Genomic DNA, 20234 nt, shown 5'->3' on the forward strand with positions numbered 1-20234 from the left:
GTAATATATGAAAAGTCGTCACACACGAACCGCAAACAACAAATGCATATTTCATTTCGTATAACCTCGCAGGCCGAAAGTGTACACAGGGCGAGGGTCTCTACGGGAAGCCTATACTTCCTAACTACGATGCCAGGGAATCATTGTATTCCTTGCTCGTAGTTAGGATTTTTTGCATTTGGATGGTGTCTGTGACCTTGGCATGGATCAAACATGCGGACGCATTTTTCGATCATCAGGAGGTTTACTTACAATGAAATATTATCTGTCCGTTCTCGCTGGAGCGATGAGCTATGGCATATTATCCACAATTGTGGTTCTGGCTTACGGCGAAGGGTACAAACTTGGAGAGGTCGTGGGCACACAGCTGATCACGGGCTTCATTCTGTCCTGGATGCTGGCATTATACTCGAAGTTTAGAATGAAACGAAAATCACAGGCCGATGGAAAACCATCAGCAGCCGTGGCAAAAGCGCTTCAGAAATTAACGTGGAAGCAGCGTTTGCTATTGATGGCTGCAGGGACTCCAACGGTAATTACCGGTCTTGTCTATTATCAGTCTTTGCGGTATATTCCCGCGTCATTGGCCATTATTCTTTTGTTCCAATTTACGTGGATTAGCGTATTGATTCAGGCGGTGAGCAAACGTCAGCGTCCTGACAAGGTAACATTCCTGACTTTGATTATCCTGTTCGGTGGAACATTGCTGGCAGCTGGTTTTCTGGAACAAGGACTCGGAGAGTTTAACGGCTTGGGCATAGCGCTTGGCTTAATGGCGGCTGTAAGTTACTCCCTGTTTGTACTGTTTAGTGGAAAAGCGGTTCCAACGGCACATCCGGCTTTTCGCAGTGCCTGGATGGTTACCGGGGGTCTGGTCTTGCTGTGCATCCTGTTCCCACCGACATTCCTGTTTAACGGATTAATTTGGAGCCAGCTGCTTGTTTTCGGATTGTTACTGGGCTTCTTCGGAGCTTTTATCCCACCCGTACTGTTCGCAGTAGGTGTGCCTCATATTGGTGGCGACATGGCCGGAATTCTTGGAGCGGTTGAGCTCCCAATCGCAGTCCTGCTCTCATCCATTGTGCTTCACGAGCATGTGAGCGCCTTGCAATGGATCGGGGTTATCATAGTGCTGATTGGTGTAGCGCTGCCAGAGATCTATAAGTTACGAATGAGACGAAGTCGAAATACACCTATATATTCCTGATTGGTGAATAGATAGAACGATCAAGACAATAGCTATAGCTGAAAGAGCCTGAGTGATTCAGGCTCTTTTTGGATGAATATATTTATTGGGCTAAGTAACGTACCATCGATATGGCCCATTCGAGTCATTTTCAATTTTAACTGGATGGGGTATGCTAAAGAAGAGTATTAATAGAATGGGAACATAGACAGAGGAGCGTTGAGATGAACAGCTGGATCAAAAAAATGTGGCCTTGGCTAACGCTGGGTCTTGTTGTAGTTGTGCTGCTTGGATCGTTTATGGTGTATTTTATGGGCAAGGATATGTCCCCAGGCTCAGGAAGTGCCGTAACGGCCAAAGTCGAGACGGCAGAAGACTTGAAGGGATATGAAGTTATTGATGTGAATGTAAGCAACGACGGCTTTGAACCTAATGTTATTGAAGTTAAATCCGGGGTTCCAACCAAAATTAACTTTATCCTTACCCGCAAGGTTACGCATGTTAAATCGGTAGCGGCTGACAAGCTGGGCATGGATCTTTATATGCAAAAAGGAAACAACTATTACACTGTTGACAAGGATGTCCAACCTGGTGAATATGAAATTCACTGCGGTATGTACATGATTTACGGAACAATTAAGGTCATATAATGGATAGGAGCAAAGATTCTTCAATGAATCTTTGCTCCTCTTTTGTGTGCATGATATCATGGACTAGTGATCAATTTCATCTGGAGGTGGCCAAATATGAAAGCGCTTTTTATTGGAGGAACAGGTACCATCAGTACAGCAATTACCGATCAGCTTGCGAAGCAAGGCTGCGAACTTTATTTGATCAACCGAGGAAATCAAAATGATAATTTGCCTGCGCAAATCAAAGTGCTGCAAGCCGATATTAACGATGAAGCACGGGTTGCGGAGCTGATTGCCGACCTGGAGTTCGATGTTGTCGCAGACTTTATCGCGTTTGTACCTTCACAGCTGGAGAGAGATTACCGTTTGTTCAAAGATAAAACAAAGCAGTTTATATTTATCAGTTCGGCATCTGCCTATCAGACACCACTTGCTGACTATCGGATCACGGAAGGTACGCCATTATCCAATCCGTATTGGGAATATTCGCGCAACAAAATTGCCTGTGAAGACTATTTGATGAAACAGTATCGTGAAGAAGGATTTCCGGTCACCATTGTGCGTCCAAGTCATACGTATAGTGAACGTTCTGTACCTCTCGGTGTACATGGAGCAGAGGGAAGCTGGCAGGTCCTCAAGCGCATACGTGAAAATAAACCCGTACTCATTCATGGAGATGGCACATCTCTCTGGACCATAACGCATAACCGTGATTTTGCCAAAGGATTTATTGGCCTTATGGGCAATATTCACGCGATTGGTGAATCGGTACATATTACCTCAGATGAGTCAGTAACCTGGAATCAGATCTATGAAATTATTGCAGGAGTGCTTGGTGTCAAGCTTCATGCGGTGCATGTATCTTCCGAGTTTTTGGCGGCGTGCAGTGATCAGGATCTTCGCGGCGGTCTGCTGGGAGACAAGGCGAATACGGTTGTATTTGATAACAGTAAATTAAAAAGGCTTGTTCCGGAATTTGTGGCAACCATTCGGGCTGATCAAGGAATCCGGAGTACCATAGAATATATTCTTGCACATCCTGAATTGCAGACCGAAGATCCCGAATTTGATGCATGGTGTGACAAGGTGGTTGGAGCATTGGATGAAGCGTTACTGAAAATTAGAGATGAGAAGTGAGGCGAGCATATGTCGCAAACCGGGCATCGACTGGTAAAAGAAATCACCAAAACCGTCACTTTGGATTATTTGCTGCACATTCCTGAGAAGGAGGAACCACTTGCAGAGGACCAGAAATGGCCTGTCATTTTGTTTCTTCATGGTGCCGGGGAACGCGGTAATGATCTGGAAATGCTTAAAGCAAACGGGGTTCCGCTTATTGCCGATCAGGACAAGAGTTTCCCGTTTATCGTGATTTCACCGCAATGTCCTGTGGACGAATTTTGGGGTATGCATCGCGAAGCTGTTATGGCCCTTCTGGAACATGTTTTGGAAACCGAAGCAGCTGACCCAGACCGGGTGTATCTTACAGGTCTGAGTATGGGCGGGTATGGTACATGGGATCTGCCACTCTTTTACCCCAATACATTTGCTGCATTGGCTCCTGTATGTGGGGGAGCGGACCCTTCCAAAGCGGAAGAACTGCGTAATACGCCGATATGGGCGTTTCATGGGGCAAAGGATGACGTCGTTTATGTAACGGAATCCGAGAAAATTGTTCATGCGCTTGAAGCGTTGAATGCGGATGTGAAGCTGACGATATACCCTGAAGGGGATCATGATGCTTGGACAGAAACGTATGAAAACCCGGAGTTGTACAAATGGTTTCTCAGCCATTCGTTATAATCAATCAATCGTGAATTGACAAAATTCAGCCTTCTTAAGTATTTACTTTCGTTATTTGAATCGTTATAATCAAGAAAAAATGACACTTGTTAGGGGAGGCACCCCAACAGAGGACTTTGTTCCTTTGTTGGGGTGCCTCCTTTTTTGTGTGTGCAGAAAAGGAGAGCAGACGTTGAAGAAGAAATCTGAGAAACGTATAAAAAAACAGGCCGAGCAGCTTAGCAAAGTGGTACTGGCATTTGCCTTGCTGTCACCCCAAGCCATGCTGGTCGAATGGGGTTCAACGGCCGTTATGGCTGAAGCGGTGGAAACCATCAGTATTGTATCCGATACTTCCAGCATGAAGGCTGTTCAATCCTCCAAGGTGAAAGTGGAGATGAATAGTGATGGCAAATATAGAATTGTGTTGCTTCCAAATACAAATGTATTCTACGGTGGTGATACAGGGAATGTATCCACCATTATTGATCATAACGGAACACCCGTTAATTTTAAGTCGCTGCCCCTTAATTATTATCGAATCAATAATAATGTAATCGAAATGTCCAGGCAAAAAGACAATGTAGAGTATATTTTGCGCGTATCCATTGTGAATGCCACATCTCAGGGCGGTTATATGAAGGTGGAACTGGAGGCTGTTAATCGCAGCGGCTCTACGCTCAATCTGGGAGGTACGTTCTATTGGGATACGATGGTGAATGGCAACGATGCTTCTCCGTTTGAAGTGATTGAGAACGGCTGGCGCAATTACAGTGGTGGAGTTCAGGTAACCGCTTTTTATGCTAACACGTATAACGTCGTGGACGCGGATCGCATTTTCATGGGGCAGTACAATAGCCCGGACAGTGCACAGCTGACAGGTGGTTCTTCTCCATCTTCCTTTACGCCAGGCCAGACCATTACCGCAACGGATACTGCTGCGCAGTTTTGGTGGGACGGTAAAGCAACTGCCAACCAGGCTTCACGCAAATTTTCGACGATCGTGGGAATTGGCCCCAAAAATGCACCGCCTTCTTTTGCACTATCGGCTCCGTCTTCAGGCCAGACCTACTATAAAGGAGAACAGCTCCAAATTTCCGGTACAACCCGGGATACGGATGTGGGAGATCTTCTGACTGTCAAATGGTCAATCGACGGAGGCTCCGAAAATATGTTGACACAAATGACGGCTACAGGTTCCAATCAGTTGTTTAACACGAATTACACATTGCCGGATACGCTCGCAGATGGTGCACATACGTTGCAGGTATGGGTTATGGATGACAAGGGAGGGGTCTCCTCAGCGGGCACGGTCAATTTCACGGTAAAAAGTTTCGTGGTTCCGGGAACACCAACATTTACATCGGTTAACAATAATAATCTAACGGTGAATTGGGACAAGAAGGCGAATGATGCCTCCGTGACATATGAACTGAAAAATGTAACGACGAATCAGAGCTTCGATACAGGTACATCCAATAGTCGTCAGGTGACCGGGCTTACACCGAATACCCCGTATTCTTTTGCTGTGCGCGCCAAAAATTCGGTCGGTTCCTATACGGGGTATTCAAGCCCAGCTAGCAAATTTACATTGGCCAATACACCAAGCGATGCAGCTGTGAGCCAGTCGGGTAACTCCGTTACGGCTAGTTGGAACAATAATGGCAATCCTGCGGGAACGAATTACAAAACGGAAATACGCAACTCCGTTGGACAAGTGCTTGCATCGGGTACAACTTCATCAACTCGGACTGAACTTGCGCTAACAGGACTTGCAGACGGAATATATGACGTATATGTAGCAGCTCTAAATGGAGAAGGCATACAGACTGCATTTGCCTCTGCAGGTCAGATCACAAAGGACACAACTGGTCCCACCGCTCCCTCTTTAGCAGTCAATCCTTTTTCTTGGACCAAGGAAGATGTCCTGGTTACGATTACAGCAGGTTCGGATGCCTTAAGTGGTGTGCAGAAGACACAGTACAAACTAGGGATTGGAGGAGAATGGAAGGAATACACTGCTCCCTTTACGGTTGCTTCTGAAGGAAACACGCTCATAATTGCACGAAGTATAGATGCATTTGGCAATACAGGACAGGAGGCTTCGGTTACAGCGCGAGTGGACCGTACAGCTCCGACACCTCCCGTCATTTCGTTAAATCCTCCGGAGTGGACCCATTCGGCAGTAACGGTGACGTTAACGGCAGGTACGGATGAAGCAAGCGGAGTGGGTCTTACGCAATATAGGCTTGGAGGTGAAGGGACTTGGGTCGATTATCGAGAGCCATTTACTATCCATACGGAAGGAATAACCGAGATTCAGGCGCGAAGTGTGGATCGGGCCTCTAACGTCAGTGCGTCAACTTCAGCCACTGCCCGAATTGACAAGACTGGCCCTGATGAGCCAAAGATTACACTCAGTGATGATGAATGGACAAACCAGGATGTGTCTTTTGAAATCACCAGTGGTGAAGATACAGGCAGTGGACTTGCCAAAAGCCAATATCGTCTAAACGAACAAGGCCCCTGGATCGATTACACTGGAGAAGTGAAGGTTACCAAAGAAGGAAAAACCACAGTATATGCGCGCTCGCTTGACCAGGTAGGGAACGTAAGTACTGTTGCGAAAGCAATCATTCGATTGGATAAGACCGCTCCAACAGAACCGGTTATTACATTAAGTCAGTCAGGCTGGAGCAAGGAAGCTGTACAATTTACGATTGCTGGCAGCGTAGACGAACATTCCATTTCGTATGAATATAGTTTGAATGGGGCCCCGTATATTGCAGGAAACTCAGGCACCGTGAGTTCAAACGGTCCCACCGTCATTCGAGCCAGAGCGAGAGATGCTGTCGGAAACGTTAGCAAGGAGATTAGTCGTACGGCTTATGTCGATCAGGTTGCTCCAACGGTTACATTTACACCGAATGGACAAGGCTGGAGTGACACTAATATATCTGCTACCGTTCAATATGAAGATTCTGATTCGGGTATCAATGAGAATTCGCGATTGTACAATGTGACCAACAGTGCCTTATCGCCAGACAACTGGAATGAAGCTCGCTCGAATGAGCCTGTAATTTCAATTGAATCCGAAGGCATTTGGTATATCCATGCCAAAACAATGGATGTGGCAGGGAATACATATGAGACGGTATCGGCGCCTTATCAGATCCAGCGCAAACCACAGCAACCGGGAAATGTGAGCATCACACAGATCAGTGAGACTTCGGCAGAACTTACATGGGATTTGCCGACAGGAGAATGGTATACCGACGGGTATCAGTATGAAATTATAAACCAAACGACAGGCCAGTCGTGGACACTGGATTATCCAAAACATACGCACATTGATGACTCCCTAAGTGGTGGGCAAGTCTATGATTACGAAGTGAGAGTTCGAAACCACACTGGCATAAGTGATGCAGTAGCTGTCCGTGCACTGACAATCCCGGCAGCACCGGCATCATTACAAATTCGAAAAGTCGATTCCCAGCCTGGGCTGGCAGAAGTGCATTTCGATTCGGTTCAAGGGGCTACTGCGTACCGTATCACGGCTGCAACTTCGGATGGAAGAATTGTTTATGACCAGACGATCTCCGATTCTTCCAATATTCCGTACTTGACCAATCTGGTCCCGGGGAGCATTCATACGATTTCGGTCACAGCTCTGAATGAGAGTGGTGCGGGAGAAAGCAGCAGGGCGGGATTTCTGACATTGCCTGCAGCACCCGGTGAATTTGAGGCAGTGCAGATTCGGGAGCATGAGATCTCTCTGGGATGGGAGACGGTAACTTCAGCCACGTATTACAGCCTTTCACGTAGTGGAGCAGGAATCTACGAAGGATTGGAAACGGAGTATGTGGACGCAGGTCTGGATAGTGGAACAGAGTATAGCTATGAATTGCTGGCCGCAAACGAGACAGGAGAAGGCCCGGTAACAAGCTTGCAGAAGCTGATGACATTGCCGGGGGCCATTGAAAACTTGAGTATAGATAATGCTACAACAACGAGCATGAGTCTAAGTTGGGATCCTGTAAGAGGCGCGGAGCGATACGAAGTCTTTGTGAATGGGGAGAAGCGAGAGACGCTGCTTGCTGGAACCCATGAATATCTGCTAACGGGATTGACCGCGGGAACGTTGGTTCAGGTGGACGTTCAGGCAGGCAATGGAAGTGGACAAGGTCAATCCAATCGAGTATCTGGAACGACGCTTCCCGAGAGTCCTTCAGGTCTTCACTTTGTTCAGCCGACTGAAACAGGAGCAACACTCAGATGGGATGCAGTACCCGGAGCGACGAAGTACCGGGTCGTTCTTGAGGGGCAGAGTTATGAGATATCAGATACACAGCTTGAAGTCCATCAGTTATCTGGCAGCCGCCACTACACGTATCAGGTGCAGGCCGGAAATGCAGCCGGTTACGGTGCACCCACAAGCGGTGAACTTCTTACTTTGCCAACCAGACCAGAAGGACTCACAGTAACACATACGGATGAAACGAGCATTGGTGTGGAATGGGAATCTGTAAATACAGCCGAATCCTATATTGTGAGTATCAATGGGGCCGAAGTGGGTCGAACTTCTGGACTTGCCTATACGGCTGAAGAATTGTCACCAGGCATGGAGTATTTAGTGGAAGTACAGGGCTTGAACACGTCTGGAGTCGGTCAGTCCGCCAGCTTGATTCGATTATCCAAACCAGCATCGCCTTCAGAAATCGTAGTTGAACCAGGGGTACATAAAGCCAACTTGTCATGGGCTGCGGTAGCAGGTGCCTCGGAGTATGTAATTAAACAGGGGAACAAAGAGATTTACCGTGGAACAGAGCTGACCACACTGATTTCAGGACTTGAGGATGGAACGATGCATCATTACACACTTGTTGCCATGAACAGACAAGGGACCTCATCCGAAGCGACGAATGTATCTGTACTGACATTGCCTGAGAAACCAGTGGAGATTAAGGCATTGGAAGTGTCGGAAAACAGTATTAATCTTGATTTTACCAAAACAGGAGTTAAGGGTGCAGACGAATACATCATTGAACGCAATGGGCGAGAGATTGCTCGCATGGATGCGCGTGAAACCCAATTCGTAGATGAGGATTTGTTGCCAGGCACGAAATATACGTATAAGATCCGGGCGGTTAATGCAAGTGGTTCGGGTGCTTCCCTTACCTATGGAATAACAACTCAAACCCTGCCACTATCCTCAGATGGGATTACGGTGATCAAGGGAACGCACGCGTTTGATTTGGCGTGGGAAGCAGTAAAGGGAGCTGCCGCATATGAAATACGCAATCAGACCACGGGGGAAGTACAGACTGTGTCCGAACCATCGGTCCATCTCGCCAGTTTATTGGATGGCACAACGTATGCGTTTGAACTTACTGTCATGAATGAGGATGGTCACCGTTCTTCTCCTGTTCAGGTTCTTTTGTTGACCAAGCCCATATCCCCACAAACAGCAAGTATTGCTGCCGTAACCGATCAATCGGCAAAGCTGGATCTGAGTGGCAGCGCCACACGAGGAGCAGAACAGTTGATCATATTGCGAGATGGTATTGAAATTGACCGTATTCCGGCTGACAGCATTTCTTATGAAGATAGTGACCTGACGCCGGGAGAGAGATACACCTATACGGTTAAGACTTCGAATGCTTCGGGCGATAGCGATACGGGATTTGATGTTCAATTGCGTACGCTGCCTGCAACAATTAAGGAAACGCTGCACCCAGATGTAATTGAAGAGACGGCAGCAGTGATTAAGTGGAAAAAGGTCCAAGGGGCAGAGGGTTACATTGTAATGATAGCGGATAACGAATTCACAACCATTACAGAGAATGATTTGACTGAGGTTACCCTTAATGGACTTACCAGCGCAGCTCAATATGATCAAGTACAGATCGTTCCTTATAATACGGCAGGTAAAGGAAGTCCAATGGTCGTTGCTCCATTTTTCACCCTGCCTCATGTCGATTCTGTTGAGATAAAGCTATATCCGGAGACGGAGCATGCCAGATTGGAGTGGGATTTCCCTTATCTCAACGAAACGTTTGTGGTTCTAATGGATGGTATCGAGCTGTATAGAGGTAAACAAAAAGAGTATATCGTAAATGAGCTGCAGGGCGGAACGAACTACTCCATCGAATTGTATACCGAGAACGAGCAGGGGGATATATCACATAAGCTCGAGTATACGCTGTTAACCAAACCGGAAGCTCCCAAAGAAGTGGAATATCGTTCGACACAGGAGAGCATACAACTTCAGTTCGAAAAGAGCCGTGTCAAGGGGGCTGAGCAATTCATCATTGAACGTGACGGTGCGGAGATCGGCCGAGTGTCTGTTGACGAGCCTTATTACGAGGACCGGGGGCTTGAGTCTGGTGTAGATTATGTGTACACCATCAAAACCGTTAATGCTTCCGGTAAGAGCGAGGTCGGCTTTAATCTAACAGCAGTAACACTGCCAGGCAAAATTCCTTCTCCACCCCAAGTGGAAGAACGCGCTCAGCATGGTGCAGATATTGTATGGGATATGATTCCTGGGGCAGCAGGCTATCGCATCTATCGGAAAGACGAGCTGATTGCGACAACAATGGGAACGTCGATACATGTGACTGAATTGGAAAGTGCCCAGCGCTATCCAGACTTTTCTATTGTGCCTTTTAATGAGGCGGGAGACGGAGAGACAGTTAATGTACCTGAGTTCGAGACATTGCCATCAGAAGAATTCACCGTTTCAGCCACCTCTCAGAGTACAAGCAGCATTGCGTTGAGCTGGAAGTTGGAATCTTTGAATGAAATAATCGTACTTTCTAGTAGTGGGCGGGAGATTTATCGTGGAAAGGATCGAAGCTACATCTGGACAGGATTAACGGGTGGGCAGCGCTATGATGTCATATTGTGGACTGAAAATTCAGCCGGGGAAAAAAGTGAAAGCCAGCAGGCCGTGGCTGTGACTATGCCGTATCCACCTTCAAACGGAAGTGGGGCCGGTTCACCTGTAACTTCCTCCAAACCGGAGGATGCCCAGTCCGTTGTGTCTCAACCAGAGCAAAATGACAAAGCGGAAACAACAGCCAAGAAAGAGATCAAGTTCATTGATATTGGTCAAACATTCAATAAAGATCAGATTATATGGCTGGCAGAGCAAAACATCATTCAAGGTGTGAGTGAAACCCGCTTCGAACCCCGTCGTCCCATTACAAGAGCTGAATTCACAGCACTTATTGTGCGATTAATGGGTGTGGACACATCTGCGGATTATCAAAATGCTTTTCAGGATGTGAACGATCAGGATTGGTTTGCTCCGGAGATCGAAGCAGCCGTAAGTCGTGGTATGGTACATGGTATGGGGAATGGTAAATTTGCACCTTATGCGCTGGTAACCCGGGAACAAGCATCAAAGATCATCGCGAATGTTATTCGCAAAATCAAGCCGGAACCCGCAACTTCACGTCGTGCTTTTACGGATCAGATGGATGTATCCGATTGGGCCAAAGAAGAGGTTGAAGAGCTTGCTGGAATGTATATGCTTACGGGATACCAAGATGGCAGTTTCCGTCCCTTGCAGCATCTGAGCAGATCCGAGGCGGCAGCCCTCATCTTCCGACTGAACAAGCTGATCCGTATTATTGAAGAGAACCAAACTATGGAGGAAGAGAATCCAACTATGGATGATAAAGGAACGAGTAGCGACATAGATGGTAAGGATAACGCGTCAAAATTTGACGTAAAAGACTTGGATTGAATCACATGTCAATTCATCATTTTATCATCGATAGTTGCGACATTATCCGTTATTCGACTTTTAATGTTATAATAGGTTGCTAATATGATAAAAAAAGGGTAATGGACAGTGGTGATGAATGATGAATAATAAATTTATCCGAATCTATGAAGATATCGCAGCTCGTATTCGGACTGGAGAAATTGAAGCTGGCACGCTGCTTCCCTCGGAACTGGATTTATCGGAAAGTTATCAAACGTCCAGAGAGACAATTCGCAAAGCGCTGAAAATGCTGTCTGAAGAAGGTTATATTCAGAAAATTCAAGGTAAGGGCTCCATTGTTTTGGATATACGTAAAATTGATTTTCCTATCTCAGGTCTCGTTAGCTTCAAGGAACTGGCTAAAAAAATGGGACATCGGGCCAAAACGTACGTTAAGGTTTTTGAAGAAAAAAAGGTTGATCAGGCCTTGTTCAAGAAAATCAATTTTGGCCTGAATGAAAAGGTCTGGGAGATCAGACGTGTACGGCAAGTGGATGGCGAACATGTCATCCTCGATAAGGACCATATAAGCCAGAGGCTTATTCCCGGTTTGAGCAGGGAAATATGTAATGATTCTATCTTCGAGTACATTGAGGAAGAACTCGGGCTGACCATCTCTTTTGCCAAAAAGGAAATTTTGGTGGAGGAGCCTACCGCTGAAGATAGGGAGTTGCTTGATCTCGAAGGGTTCCACAATGTAGTTGTGGTAAGGAGCCAGGTTTACCTGGAGGACGCGAGTCAATTCCAGTTCACAGAAGCAAGGCATCGCCCCGACAAGTTCAGATTTGTGGATTTTGCCCGGCGCAGATGATATCCATTGACCATCCATATGACCAAGAGAGTACCTGTTCACTTCTTTTATCGGTGAATGAGGTACTCTCTTTGCTGTGGAGCACAAAATTTCATTCCTTTTCATGGTAAAAATAACTTGACCGGTAAGCGTTTTCATTTTATTATATGTCCATAACCTTAACGATAAGGTAAATATAATTAAATCATTTATCTTATTATGAGGTTATATTTTCTTGATTATAACCTTATTTAATGATGATTTACTCTTGATTTTAGTTAACTTATTGCCTTGAGCAGGGTTAATTGAAATAAACAAAAAAATGTAGGAGGTTCTAACGAATGGTCAAGTTGCAAAAGTGTACAGTCTTTACCGTAATTGCTGCACTTATGTTGGTGATTCTGGGGAGTGCTGCACCCAAAGCGTCTGCTGCTACAGGATTTTATGTAAACGGAGGCAAATTGTACGATTCCACTGGCAAGGCATTTGTTATTAGAGGTGTCAATCATGGACATTCATGGTTTAAGAACGACCTGAACACGGCGATTCCTGCGATTGCCAAAACAGGTGCCAACACCGTACGGATTGTGCTCTCCAATGGCGTGCAGTACACCAAAGACGATCTGAACTCTGTTAAAAACATCATTAATGTTGTAAGCGCAAACAAAATGATTGCGGTGCTTGAAGTACATGATGCAACAGGTAAGGATGACTATAATTCGTTGGACGCAGCAGTGAACTACTGGATTAGCATCAAGGAAGCACTCATTGGCAAAGAAGACAGGGTTATCGTAAATATTGCGAACGAATGGTATGGAACATGGAACGGCAGTGCCTGGGCTGACGGATACAAAAAAGCAATTCCCAAGCTGAGAAATGCCGGTATTAACAATACATTGATCGTGGATGCAGCAGGCTGGGGGCAATACCCGCAATCCATCGTGGATTATGGACAAAGTGTATTTGCAGCAGATACACAGAAAAATACTGTGTTCTCGATTCACATGTATGAATATGCCGGTAAAGACGCGGCAACCGTAAAAGCCAACATGGAAAGCGTTTTAAACAAAGGTCTGGCCCTGATCATTGGTGAATTCGGTGGATACCACACGAACGGAGACGTCGATGAATATGCAATCATGAAATATGGTCAGGAAAAAGGGGTAGGCTGGCTCGCATGGTCCTGGTATGGCAACAGCTCCGATTTGAACTATTTGGACTTGGCTACAGGTCCTAACGGAAGTTTGACATCCTTTGGAAACACGGTTGTGAACGACACTTATGGAATTAAAAATACTTCAAAAAAAGCAGGGATCTACTAAGGTCTATAGGGTCTAGCATTTCTAAAAAGATTCATCTAATCAACTAGTGACCTTAAGCTTGTTCTGACCAAAAATTCTCTTCCAAACACTCTGACCAACACGTCAGGGTGTTTTTTATTGAAAGAAAAATCATCAAAACAGAAACTCTTTTGAATTTTTCCGTTTATATTTAAAATCTTTTGTTTTCAAAACAAAACAAAGATGATAAACTCTGATTAGGAATAAAACAAACATTATCGGAGGGGAACAAATGGTACAGAGTTTATGGAATTCATCACAGGCTTCGGAGAAAACAACCGGACTGGAGCAGCTGGTCTACCGATCCAATTTGATTGGGTCAGATCGTCGTGTATGTAACATTTTCGGAGGTAACACGTCTACCAAAACGACGGTGAAAGATTTTCGCGGCCGTGATATAGAAGTGATGTATGTAAAAGGTAGTGGATCTGACCTGGCTTCCATGCAGGCGAAGCATTTTACAGGCCTTGGACTCGAAGACATTCGTCCATTAATCGAACGTGAATCCATGTCGGATGAAGAGATGGTCGAATATCTGGGGCACTGCATGATCGATTCCAAACACCCGCGTGCATCCATTGAGACGCTGCTGCATGCATTCCTTCCATATAAACATGTGGACCATACCCATCCGGATGCGATTATTAGTCTGTGTTGTGCAGATAACGGAAAAGAACTGGCGAAAGAGATTTACGGGGATCGATTTGTATGGGTTCCTTATGTGCGTCCGGGATTCACACTATCCAAGATGATTGCTGAAAGCGTATTCTCGAACCCGAATGCGGAACTGGTTCTGATGGAGAAGCACGGGCTTGTGACTTGGGGAGAAACATCGGAAGAATGTTACGCGCAGACGATCAAAATTATTAATGAAGCGGAAGCTTTCATTGAAGCACGTGTGAACGAAGGAACTCTGTTTGGCGGAGAGAAGCATCCTGCGCTTGAGGCAGAAGTGCGTCGCCAGATCGTATCCAAAGTAATGCCGACCATTCGGGGAGCGGTATCGGATAGCAAAAAAATGATTTTGTCCTTTGACGATCAGGAGGATGTGCTTGCTTTTGTTGGTGGAGTGGATTCACCGAAGCTGTCACAGGTAGGCGCGGCATGCCCGGATCATTTGGTGCATACCAAAGTGGTACCTCTATTCATCGATTGGACACCGGACGCGGAGGATATTGAAGGGCTGAAATCCAAGCTGGTAGAGGGCGTGGCCGCCTACAAAAAGCAATATCAACAATATTTTGAGAGCAACAAAAATGAAGGTGACGTGATGTTCGAAGCTGCACCTCGCGTCATTCTTATCCCCGGTGTGGGCATGATCAACACAGGCAAGAGCTGGGCCCTGTCCCAGGTAAGCGGGGCATTGTATCATAGAGCCATTGCGGTGATGCGCGGTGCGACAAGTCTGGGCCAATTCGTATCCCTCAGTGCCAATGAATCCTACAATGTGGAGTACTGGCCGCTTGAGCTATACAAATTATCGCTGGCTCCAGCGGAGACTGAATTTTCCCGCAAAGTGGCGTTTATTACCGGGGGTGCTGGTGGAATTGGAAGTGAAACTGCACGCAGATTGGTATCCGAAGGGGCACATGTCGTTCTTGCGGACCTTAACCTTGAAGGAGCGCAGAAGGTAGCTCAGGAAATTAACGATCAATATGGTGCTAATCGCGCATATGCATTGAAGATGGATGTGACCGATGAGGAAGCCGTGCAATCTGCGTATGCCGAAGTTGCCGTACAATATGGCGGCGTGGATATTATCGTGAACAATGCAGGCCTGGCCACCTCCAGTCCATTTGACGAAACATCGTTGAAGGAGTGGAACTTGAATATGAACGTGCTGGGTACAGGGTACTTCCTCGTGGCGCGTGAAGCCTTCAAGTTGATGAAACAGCAGGGAATTGGCGGTAGTATGGTATTTATCGGTTCCAAAAACTCGGTATATGCGGGTAAAAGCGCTTCTGCTTACAGCTCGGCCAAAGCACTTGAGGCTCATTTGGCCCGCTGCATCGCGGCTGAAGGTGGAGAATACGGCATTCGTGTAAATACGATTCTCCCGGATGCCATTCTGCAAGGTTCAGCGATCTGGAACGGTTCATGGAGAAATGAACGTGCAGCAGCCTATGGTATCGAACCGGATCAACTGGAAGAGTACTATCGCAAACGTACAACTTTGCTCGTCAATATTTATCCGAGAGATATTGCGGAAGGCATCGCCTTCTTTGCCTCTTCCAAATCGGAAAAAACAACCGGTTGCATGATGACGATTGATGGCGGTGTGCCAGCAGCATTTACACGATAATAAGGAGGGTTCTCGCACATGGAAAATCAGGTCAAGCAAGCATATGAAGCAGCCAAATCATTATATGCTCAGCATGGAATTGATACGGATGAAGTGCTGAAGAAGCTCGCGGAGATCAAAGTGTCTGTTCACTGTTGGCAAGGGGACGATGTGAAAGGATTTCTCAATAAAGACGGGGAACTTACGGGCGGAATATCCGTTACAGGTCAATATCCGGGGGCTGCAACGACACCTGCAGAGCTTCGGGCAGACCTGGAGCAAGCTTTCTCCATGATTCCGGGCAAACATAAGGTCAATTTGCATGCCATCTACGCAGATACGGACGAACAAGTGGAGCTGGACCGGATTGAGCCGAAGCATTATGAGAATTGGGTAAAATGGGCCAAAGAACAGGGGCTTGGCCTGGATTTTAATCCAACGTGCTTTTCGCATGAAAAATCAAGTGACGGCTTCACGCTAAGTCATTCCGATCCGGCGATTCGCAAGTTCTGGATTGATCATTGCAAAGCATCCCGCCGCATTGGCGCTTACTTTGGCGAGCAGCTGGGGCAGACCTGTGTAACCAATGTGTGGGTACCGGACGGGTTCAAGGATAATCCGGTCGATCGGATGACACCGCGGAAGCGGTTGAAGGATTCCCTAGATGAGGTGTTTGCTGAGAAGCTTGATCCCAAGTATCACCTGGATGCGGTCGAGAGTAAGCTGTTTGGCCTCGGCTCCGAAGCGTATGTCGTTGGTTCTCATGAATTCTATATGGGCTATGGGCTGCAAAATGATACGTTAATCTGCCTCGATGCTGGACATTTTCATCCAACGGAAGTCATATCCAACAAACTGTCTTCACTGGCCCTGTTCACCAACGGCATTCTGCTGCATGTCAGCCGTCCAATGCGTTGGGACAGTGACCATGTTGTCATTATGGATGATGAGCTGCTGGAAATAGCCCGCGAACTGGTACGTCATGATCTGCTTCCAACGACACATATCGGACTCGACTTCTTTGATGGCAGCATCAACCGGGTTGCGGCGTGGGTAGTTGGCACACGCAACACGATTAAAGCATTGCTGCGTGCGATGCTGGAACCTGTGGATGCGCTGAAATCAGCGGAACTGGAAGGAGATTACACCCTTCGTCTTGCTTTGACAGAAGAGTTTAAGTCCTATCCTTTCGGCGCGATCTGGGATTATTATTGCGAACAACAGCAAGTACCTGTACGTGAACAGTGGATTGCTAAGATCAAAACTTATGAGCAGGAAGTTTTGCTTCAACGAGATAAATCTTTCGTATAGGATGATGCAGGCCACAGTAGAGAAGCTCTCTGCTGTGGCCTTTTTGCATGAAAAAAATGCAAAATGCATAACCGCGGTCAGAATTTCCATACTAAAAATACATAGAAAAATGCAAAGTATCGTTTGCCTATTACTGCAACGCAGAGGAGGATGAATCGGATTTGAATCTCGCCCACAACAAATTGTATATCGCAGCACTTGGCGGCTTGAATGAAATAGGCAAGAACATGTATCTTATCCAGTATAATCAGGACATCATTGTCATCGATTGTGGCTCCAAATTCCCGGATGAAACGCTGCCGGGCATTGATCTCATCATTCCGGATGTGACGTATCTGCTGGAAAATCAGGACAAGGTGAGGGCGCTTGTGGTTACTCATGGACATGAAGACCACATTGGCGGTATTCCCTATTTGTTAAAACAGATCAATATCCCGGTGTATGCATCCAGACTGACACGTGGATTAATTGAACTGAAACTCAAAGAGCATGGGCTGTTGCGCAAAGCCGATCTGCATACGATTGATTCCAAATCCAGCATTACGCTGGGTGAAATTCAGGTTTCTTTTTTTGCGACGAGTCACAGCATACCGGATTGCCTGGGTATTTTCTTTCAGACACCTGGGGGAAATGTCGTGCATACCGGGGATTTCAAGTTTGATATGTCACCTGTAAATGGGCCTTATCCCGATCTGCATCGTATGGCCGAGATTGGCAAACAAGGTGTGCATGTGCTGTTGTCCGAGAGCACCAATGCAGAGAGACCCGGGTTCACTCCTTCCGAGCGTGTCGTAGGTGACCACATATTGGACGCGTTTATTCGTGCCAAACAAAAAGTGTTTATTTCAACCTTTGCATCCAATGTAAGCAGAGTGCAGCAGATTGTAAATGCAGCATTCGAAACAGGACGCAAGCTGGCTCTGCTGGGCAGAAGCATGATTAATGTAGTGGCTGTAGCCAGTGAACTGGGTTACCTCGATGTACCTGAGGGGCTGCTCATAGAGGCTATTGATTCGGACCAGTTTCCACCTGATGAGGTCGTTGTGCTCTGTACGGGAAGTCAGGGTGAAACGATGGCAGCATTATCCCGTTTGGCGGCCTCCAAGCATCCTCATGTGAAGGTCGCACCTGGAGATACCGTCATTATAGCTGCTGGGGCGATCCCTGGAAACGAACGAAATCTTGCGCATGTCATTGATAATCTGTATGTGCTCGGAGCACGCGTCATTTACGGTTCAAGCGGAGCAGCAGGTATGCATGTATCAGGACACGGCAGTCAGGAAGAACTCAAATTGATGCTGACCCTGATGAAGCCTGATTACCTGATTCCTGTTCACGGTGAGTTCCGCATGCTGTATCAGCATAGACAACTGGCGGAGTCCGTAGGCATCGAACGGGATCACGTATTCATCGTGAACAATGGGGATATGATTCAGTACAAAGACGGCGTGGCTTCTCCTGGCCCCCAAATTGCTTCAGGCAACAGTCTGGTCGACGGTCTGATCATGGGCGATGTCGGGAATATCGTGCTGCGTGATCGCCGGCAGCTGTCATCCGATGGCATGCTGGTGATTGTGACTACGTTGAGCAAAACAGAGAAACATATGGTGAGAGCACCTGAGATGATTTCCAGAGGTTTTGTGTTTGTGAAGGATTCCGAAGAATTCATGAAAGAGCTTCATGAGCTGGTTCAGAACAAGATGGATGAGTTAACCGGAAGCGGGGCGAATCAGTGGAATGTGATCAAAAGAAAGCTGAAAGACGAGATCGGTCATTACATCTACGCCCAGACAAAACGAAGACCGATGATTCTGCCCATTATTATTGAGGTTTGAGAATAATGGAGCAGGGCCGATGTAAAGAGATTAAGGATAAGAATAAGATGTGAATTAAAAATAAGATTAAGATTATGATGATCAAAAGCCTGAGAAATGTAGGATCATACCGTTTTTCGTATGAACCGTACATTTCAGTCAGGCTTTTATTGTTATTTATTGTTAATGACCTATTGATCCTTCAGCAATCCGGATTGTCTCACAGAGGAGAGGAACTGGTGGAATTGCTCGATATTTAATTGCTGTGCGCTATCCGAGAGGGCTACAGCCGGATTGGGATGAACTTCAACCATAACACCATCCGCACCTGCTGCAAGAGCTGCCTTGGCACATGGGGCAAGGATATCTTTACGCCCGGTAGAGTGGGTGACATCCACAAGCACAGGCAAATGAGTTTCCTGTTTCAGAATCGGTACAGCTGAGATGTCTAGTGTGTTTCGTGTTGCTTTTTCATAGGTGCGAATGCCGCGTTCAATCAGCATAACCTGTTTGTTTCCCCGGGAGACAACGTACTCCGCAGCATGAACGAATTCATCAATGGTTGCCGCCAAACCACGTTTGAGCAGAATAGGAATCTGAACATCCCCGGCAGCCTTGAGCAGTTCAAAGTTTTGCATGTTACGTGCACCGATCTGGATAACATCAATATACTGGCCAGCCACTTCAATATGACTTGGATGTACTATTTCACTAATGGTCTTCAATCCGAACTCATCGGCAACTTCCTTCAGAATTTTCAATCCTTCGATTCCAAGTCCCTGGAAGTCATATGGAGAAGTACGAGGTTTAAATGCACCTCCGCGCATCACAGTAATGCCGGCTTCTTTCAGCGCTGCGGCAACTTCGCGTACCTGTTCATAACTTTCAACCGAGCACGGTCCGGCGATCAGAATCGGTTTACCAGCGCCAACCTTGACGTTTCCGATGGAGACGACAGTATCTTCCTGCTGATTTTTGCGGCTAACGAGCAGCTGTTTCTTATGTTCGTCGACCTGAAGGTTCAGGGAAGCTTGGAAAATCTGTTTGAACAGAAGTTTGATGGCATCGTCTTGGAAAGGTCCCGGATTGGCGGCAGTCAGTTCCTCCAGCATTTCTTTTTCACGAACCGGATCAAACTTGGGTACACCCTGTTTTTCCTTGATTTGACCAATTTCCTGTGTAATTTGGGCCCGTTCTGACAACAAGTGCAGGAGGTTATGATTAATCTCACTCAATCGGCCTCTTAATTGTTCCAAGTTCTTGCTTTGATCCATGCTGATCCACTCCTTCAATTTAGATTTATAAAAAAACACAAAAAGGCCCT

At 46.5% G+C, this 20234-nt stretch carries 11 protein-coding genes; 10 read left to right on the plus strand and 1 reads right to left on the minus strand.

Features of this window, described 5'->3' with window-relative positions; translation table 11 throughout:
* Positions 1-253 precede the first annotated feature (253 nt).
* From MKY42_RS14160 to MKY42_RS14205, 10 genes are all read left to right on the plus strand, one after another.
* A complete protein-coding gene (locus MKY42_RS14160) occupies positions 254-1207 on the plus strand; it encodes a DMT family transporter (RefSeq protein WP_090897067.1) in 954 nt (317 codons plus the stop codon).
* 203 nt (positions 1208-1410) lie between these two features.
* Positions 1411-1836, plus strand: a complete 426-nt coding sequence (locus MKY42_RS14165) for a cupredoxin domain-containing protein (protein ID WP_090897070.1) — start codon at positions 1411-1413, stop codon at positions 1834-1836.
* Between the two features lie 96 nt (positions 1837-1932).
* The gene (locus MKY42_RS14170) at positions 1933-2955 is read left to right on the plus strand and encodes an SDR family oxidoreductase (protein WP_090897073.1); all 1023 of its coding nucleotides are present in this window, start codon (positions 1933-1935) and stop codon (positions 2953-2955) included.
* A 9-nt stretch (positions 2956-2964) separates the two neighbouring features.
* On the plus strand, positions 2965-3621 hold the full coding sequence (locus tag MKY42_RS14175) for a prolyl oligopeptidase family serine peptidase (RefSeq protein ID WP_090897077.1): 657 nt from the start codon (positions 2965-2967) through the stop codon (positions 3619-3621).
* Positions 3622-3793: 172 nt separating this feature from the next.
* Positions 3794-11353 carry a fibronectin type III domain-containing protein gene (locus MKY42_RS14180; RefSeq protein WP_179265018.1) on the plus strand — a complete coding sequence of 2520 codons (7560 nt, stop codon included), beginning with the start codon at positions 3794-3796 and terminating at the stop codon, positions 11351-11353.
* A gap of 121 nt (positions 11354-11474) precedes the next feature.
* Positions 11475-12185 (plus strand): trehalose operon repressor, encoded by a 711-nt coding sequence (gene treR, locus MKY42_RS14185; RefSeq protein ID WP_090897085.1) that lies wholly within the window; start codon positions 11475-11477, stop codon positions 12183-12185.
* 320 nt (positions 12186-12505) lie between these two features.
* Positions 12506-13486, plus strand: coding sequence for a glycoside hydrolase family 5 protein (locus tag MKY42_RS14190; protein WP_339851892.1), 981 nt, complete (start codon positions 12506-12508; stop codon positions 13484-13486).
* Between the two features lie 250 nt (positions 13487-13736).
* Positions 13737-15806, plus strand: coding sequence for a bifunctional aldolase/short-chain dehydrogenase (locus tag MKY42_RS14195; RefSeq protein ID WP_090897093.1), 2070 nt, complete (start codon positions 13737-13739; stop codon positions 15804-15806).
* Between the two features lie 18 nt (positions 15807-15824).
* Positions 15825-17096: an L-rhamnose isomerase gene (gene rhaA, locus MKY42_RS14200; protein WP_090897095.1), complete on the plus strand. Its 1272-nt coding sequence runs from the start codon at positions 15825-15827 to the stop codon at positions 17094-17096.
* Positions 17097-17257: 161 nt separating this feature from the next.
* Positions 17258-18931, plus strand: coding sequence for a ribonuclease J (locus tag MKY42_RS14205; protein ID WP_179265016.1), 1674 nt, complete (start codon positions 17258-17260; stop codon positions 18929-18931).
* A gap of 170 nt (positions 18932-19101) precedes the next feature.
* Here the strand turns inward: MKY42_RS14205 and MKY42_RS14210 are convergent, their stop codons facing one another.
* Positions 19102-20184 carry a bifunctional 3-deoxy-7-phosphoheptulonate synthase/chorismate mutase gene (locus MKY42_RS14210; RefSeq protein ID WP_090897101.1) on the minus strand — a complete coding sequence of 361 codons (1083 nt, stop codon included), beginning with the start codon at positions 20182-20184 and terminating at the stop codon, positions 19102-19104.
* Positions 20185-20234: the final 50 nt, after the last annotated feature.

This window comes from Paenibacillus sp. FSL W7-1088 (assembly GCF_037969855.1).
In the GTDB taxonomy this organism is placed as follows: domain Bacteria; phylum Bacillota; class Bacilli; order Paenibacillales; family Paenibacillaceae; genus Paenibacillus.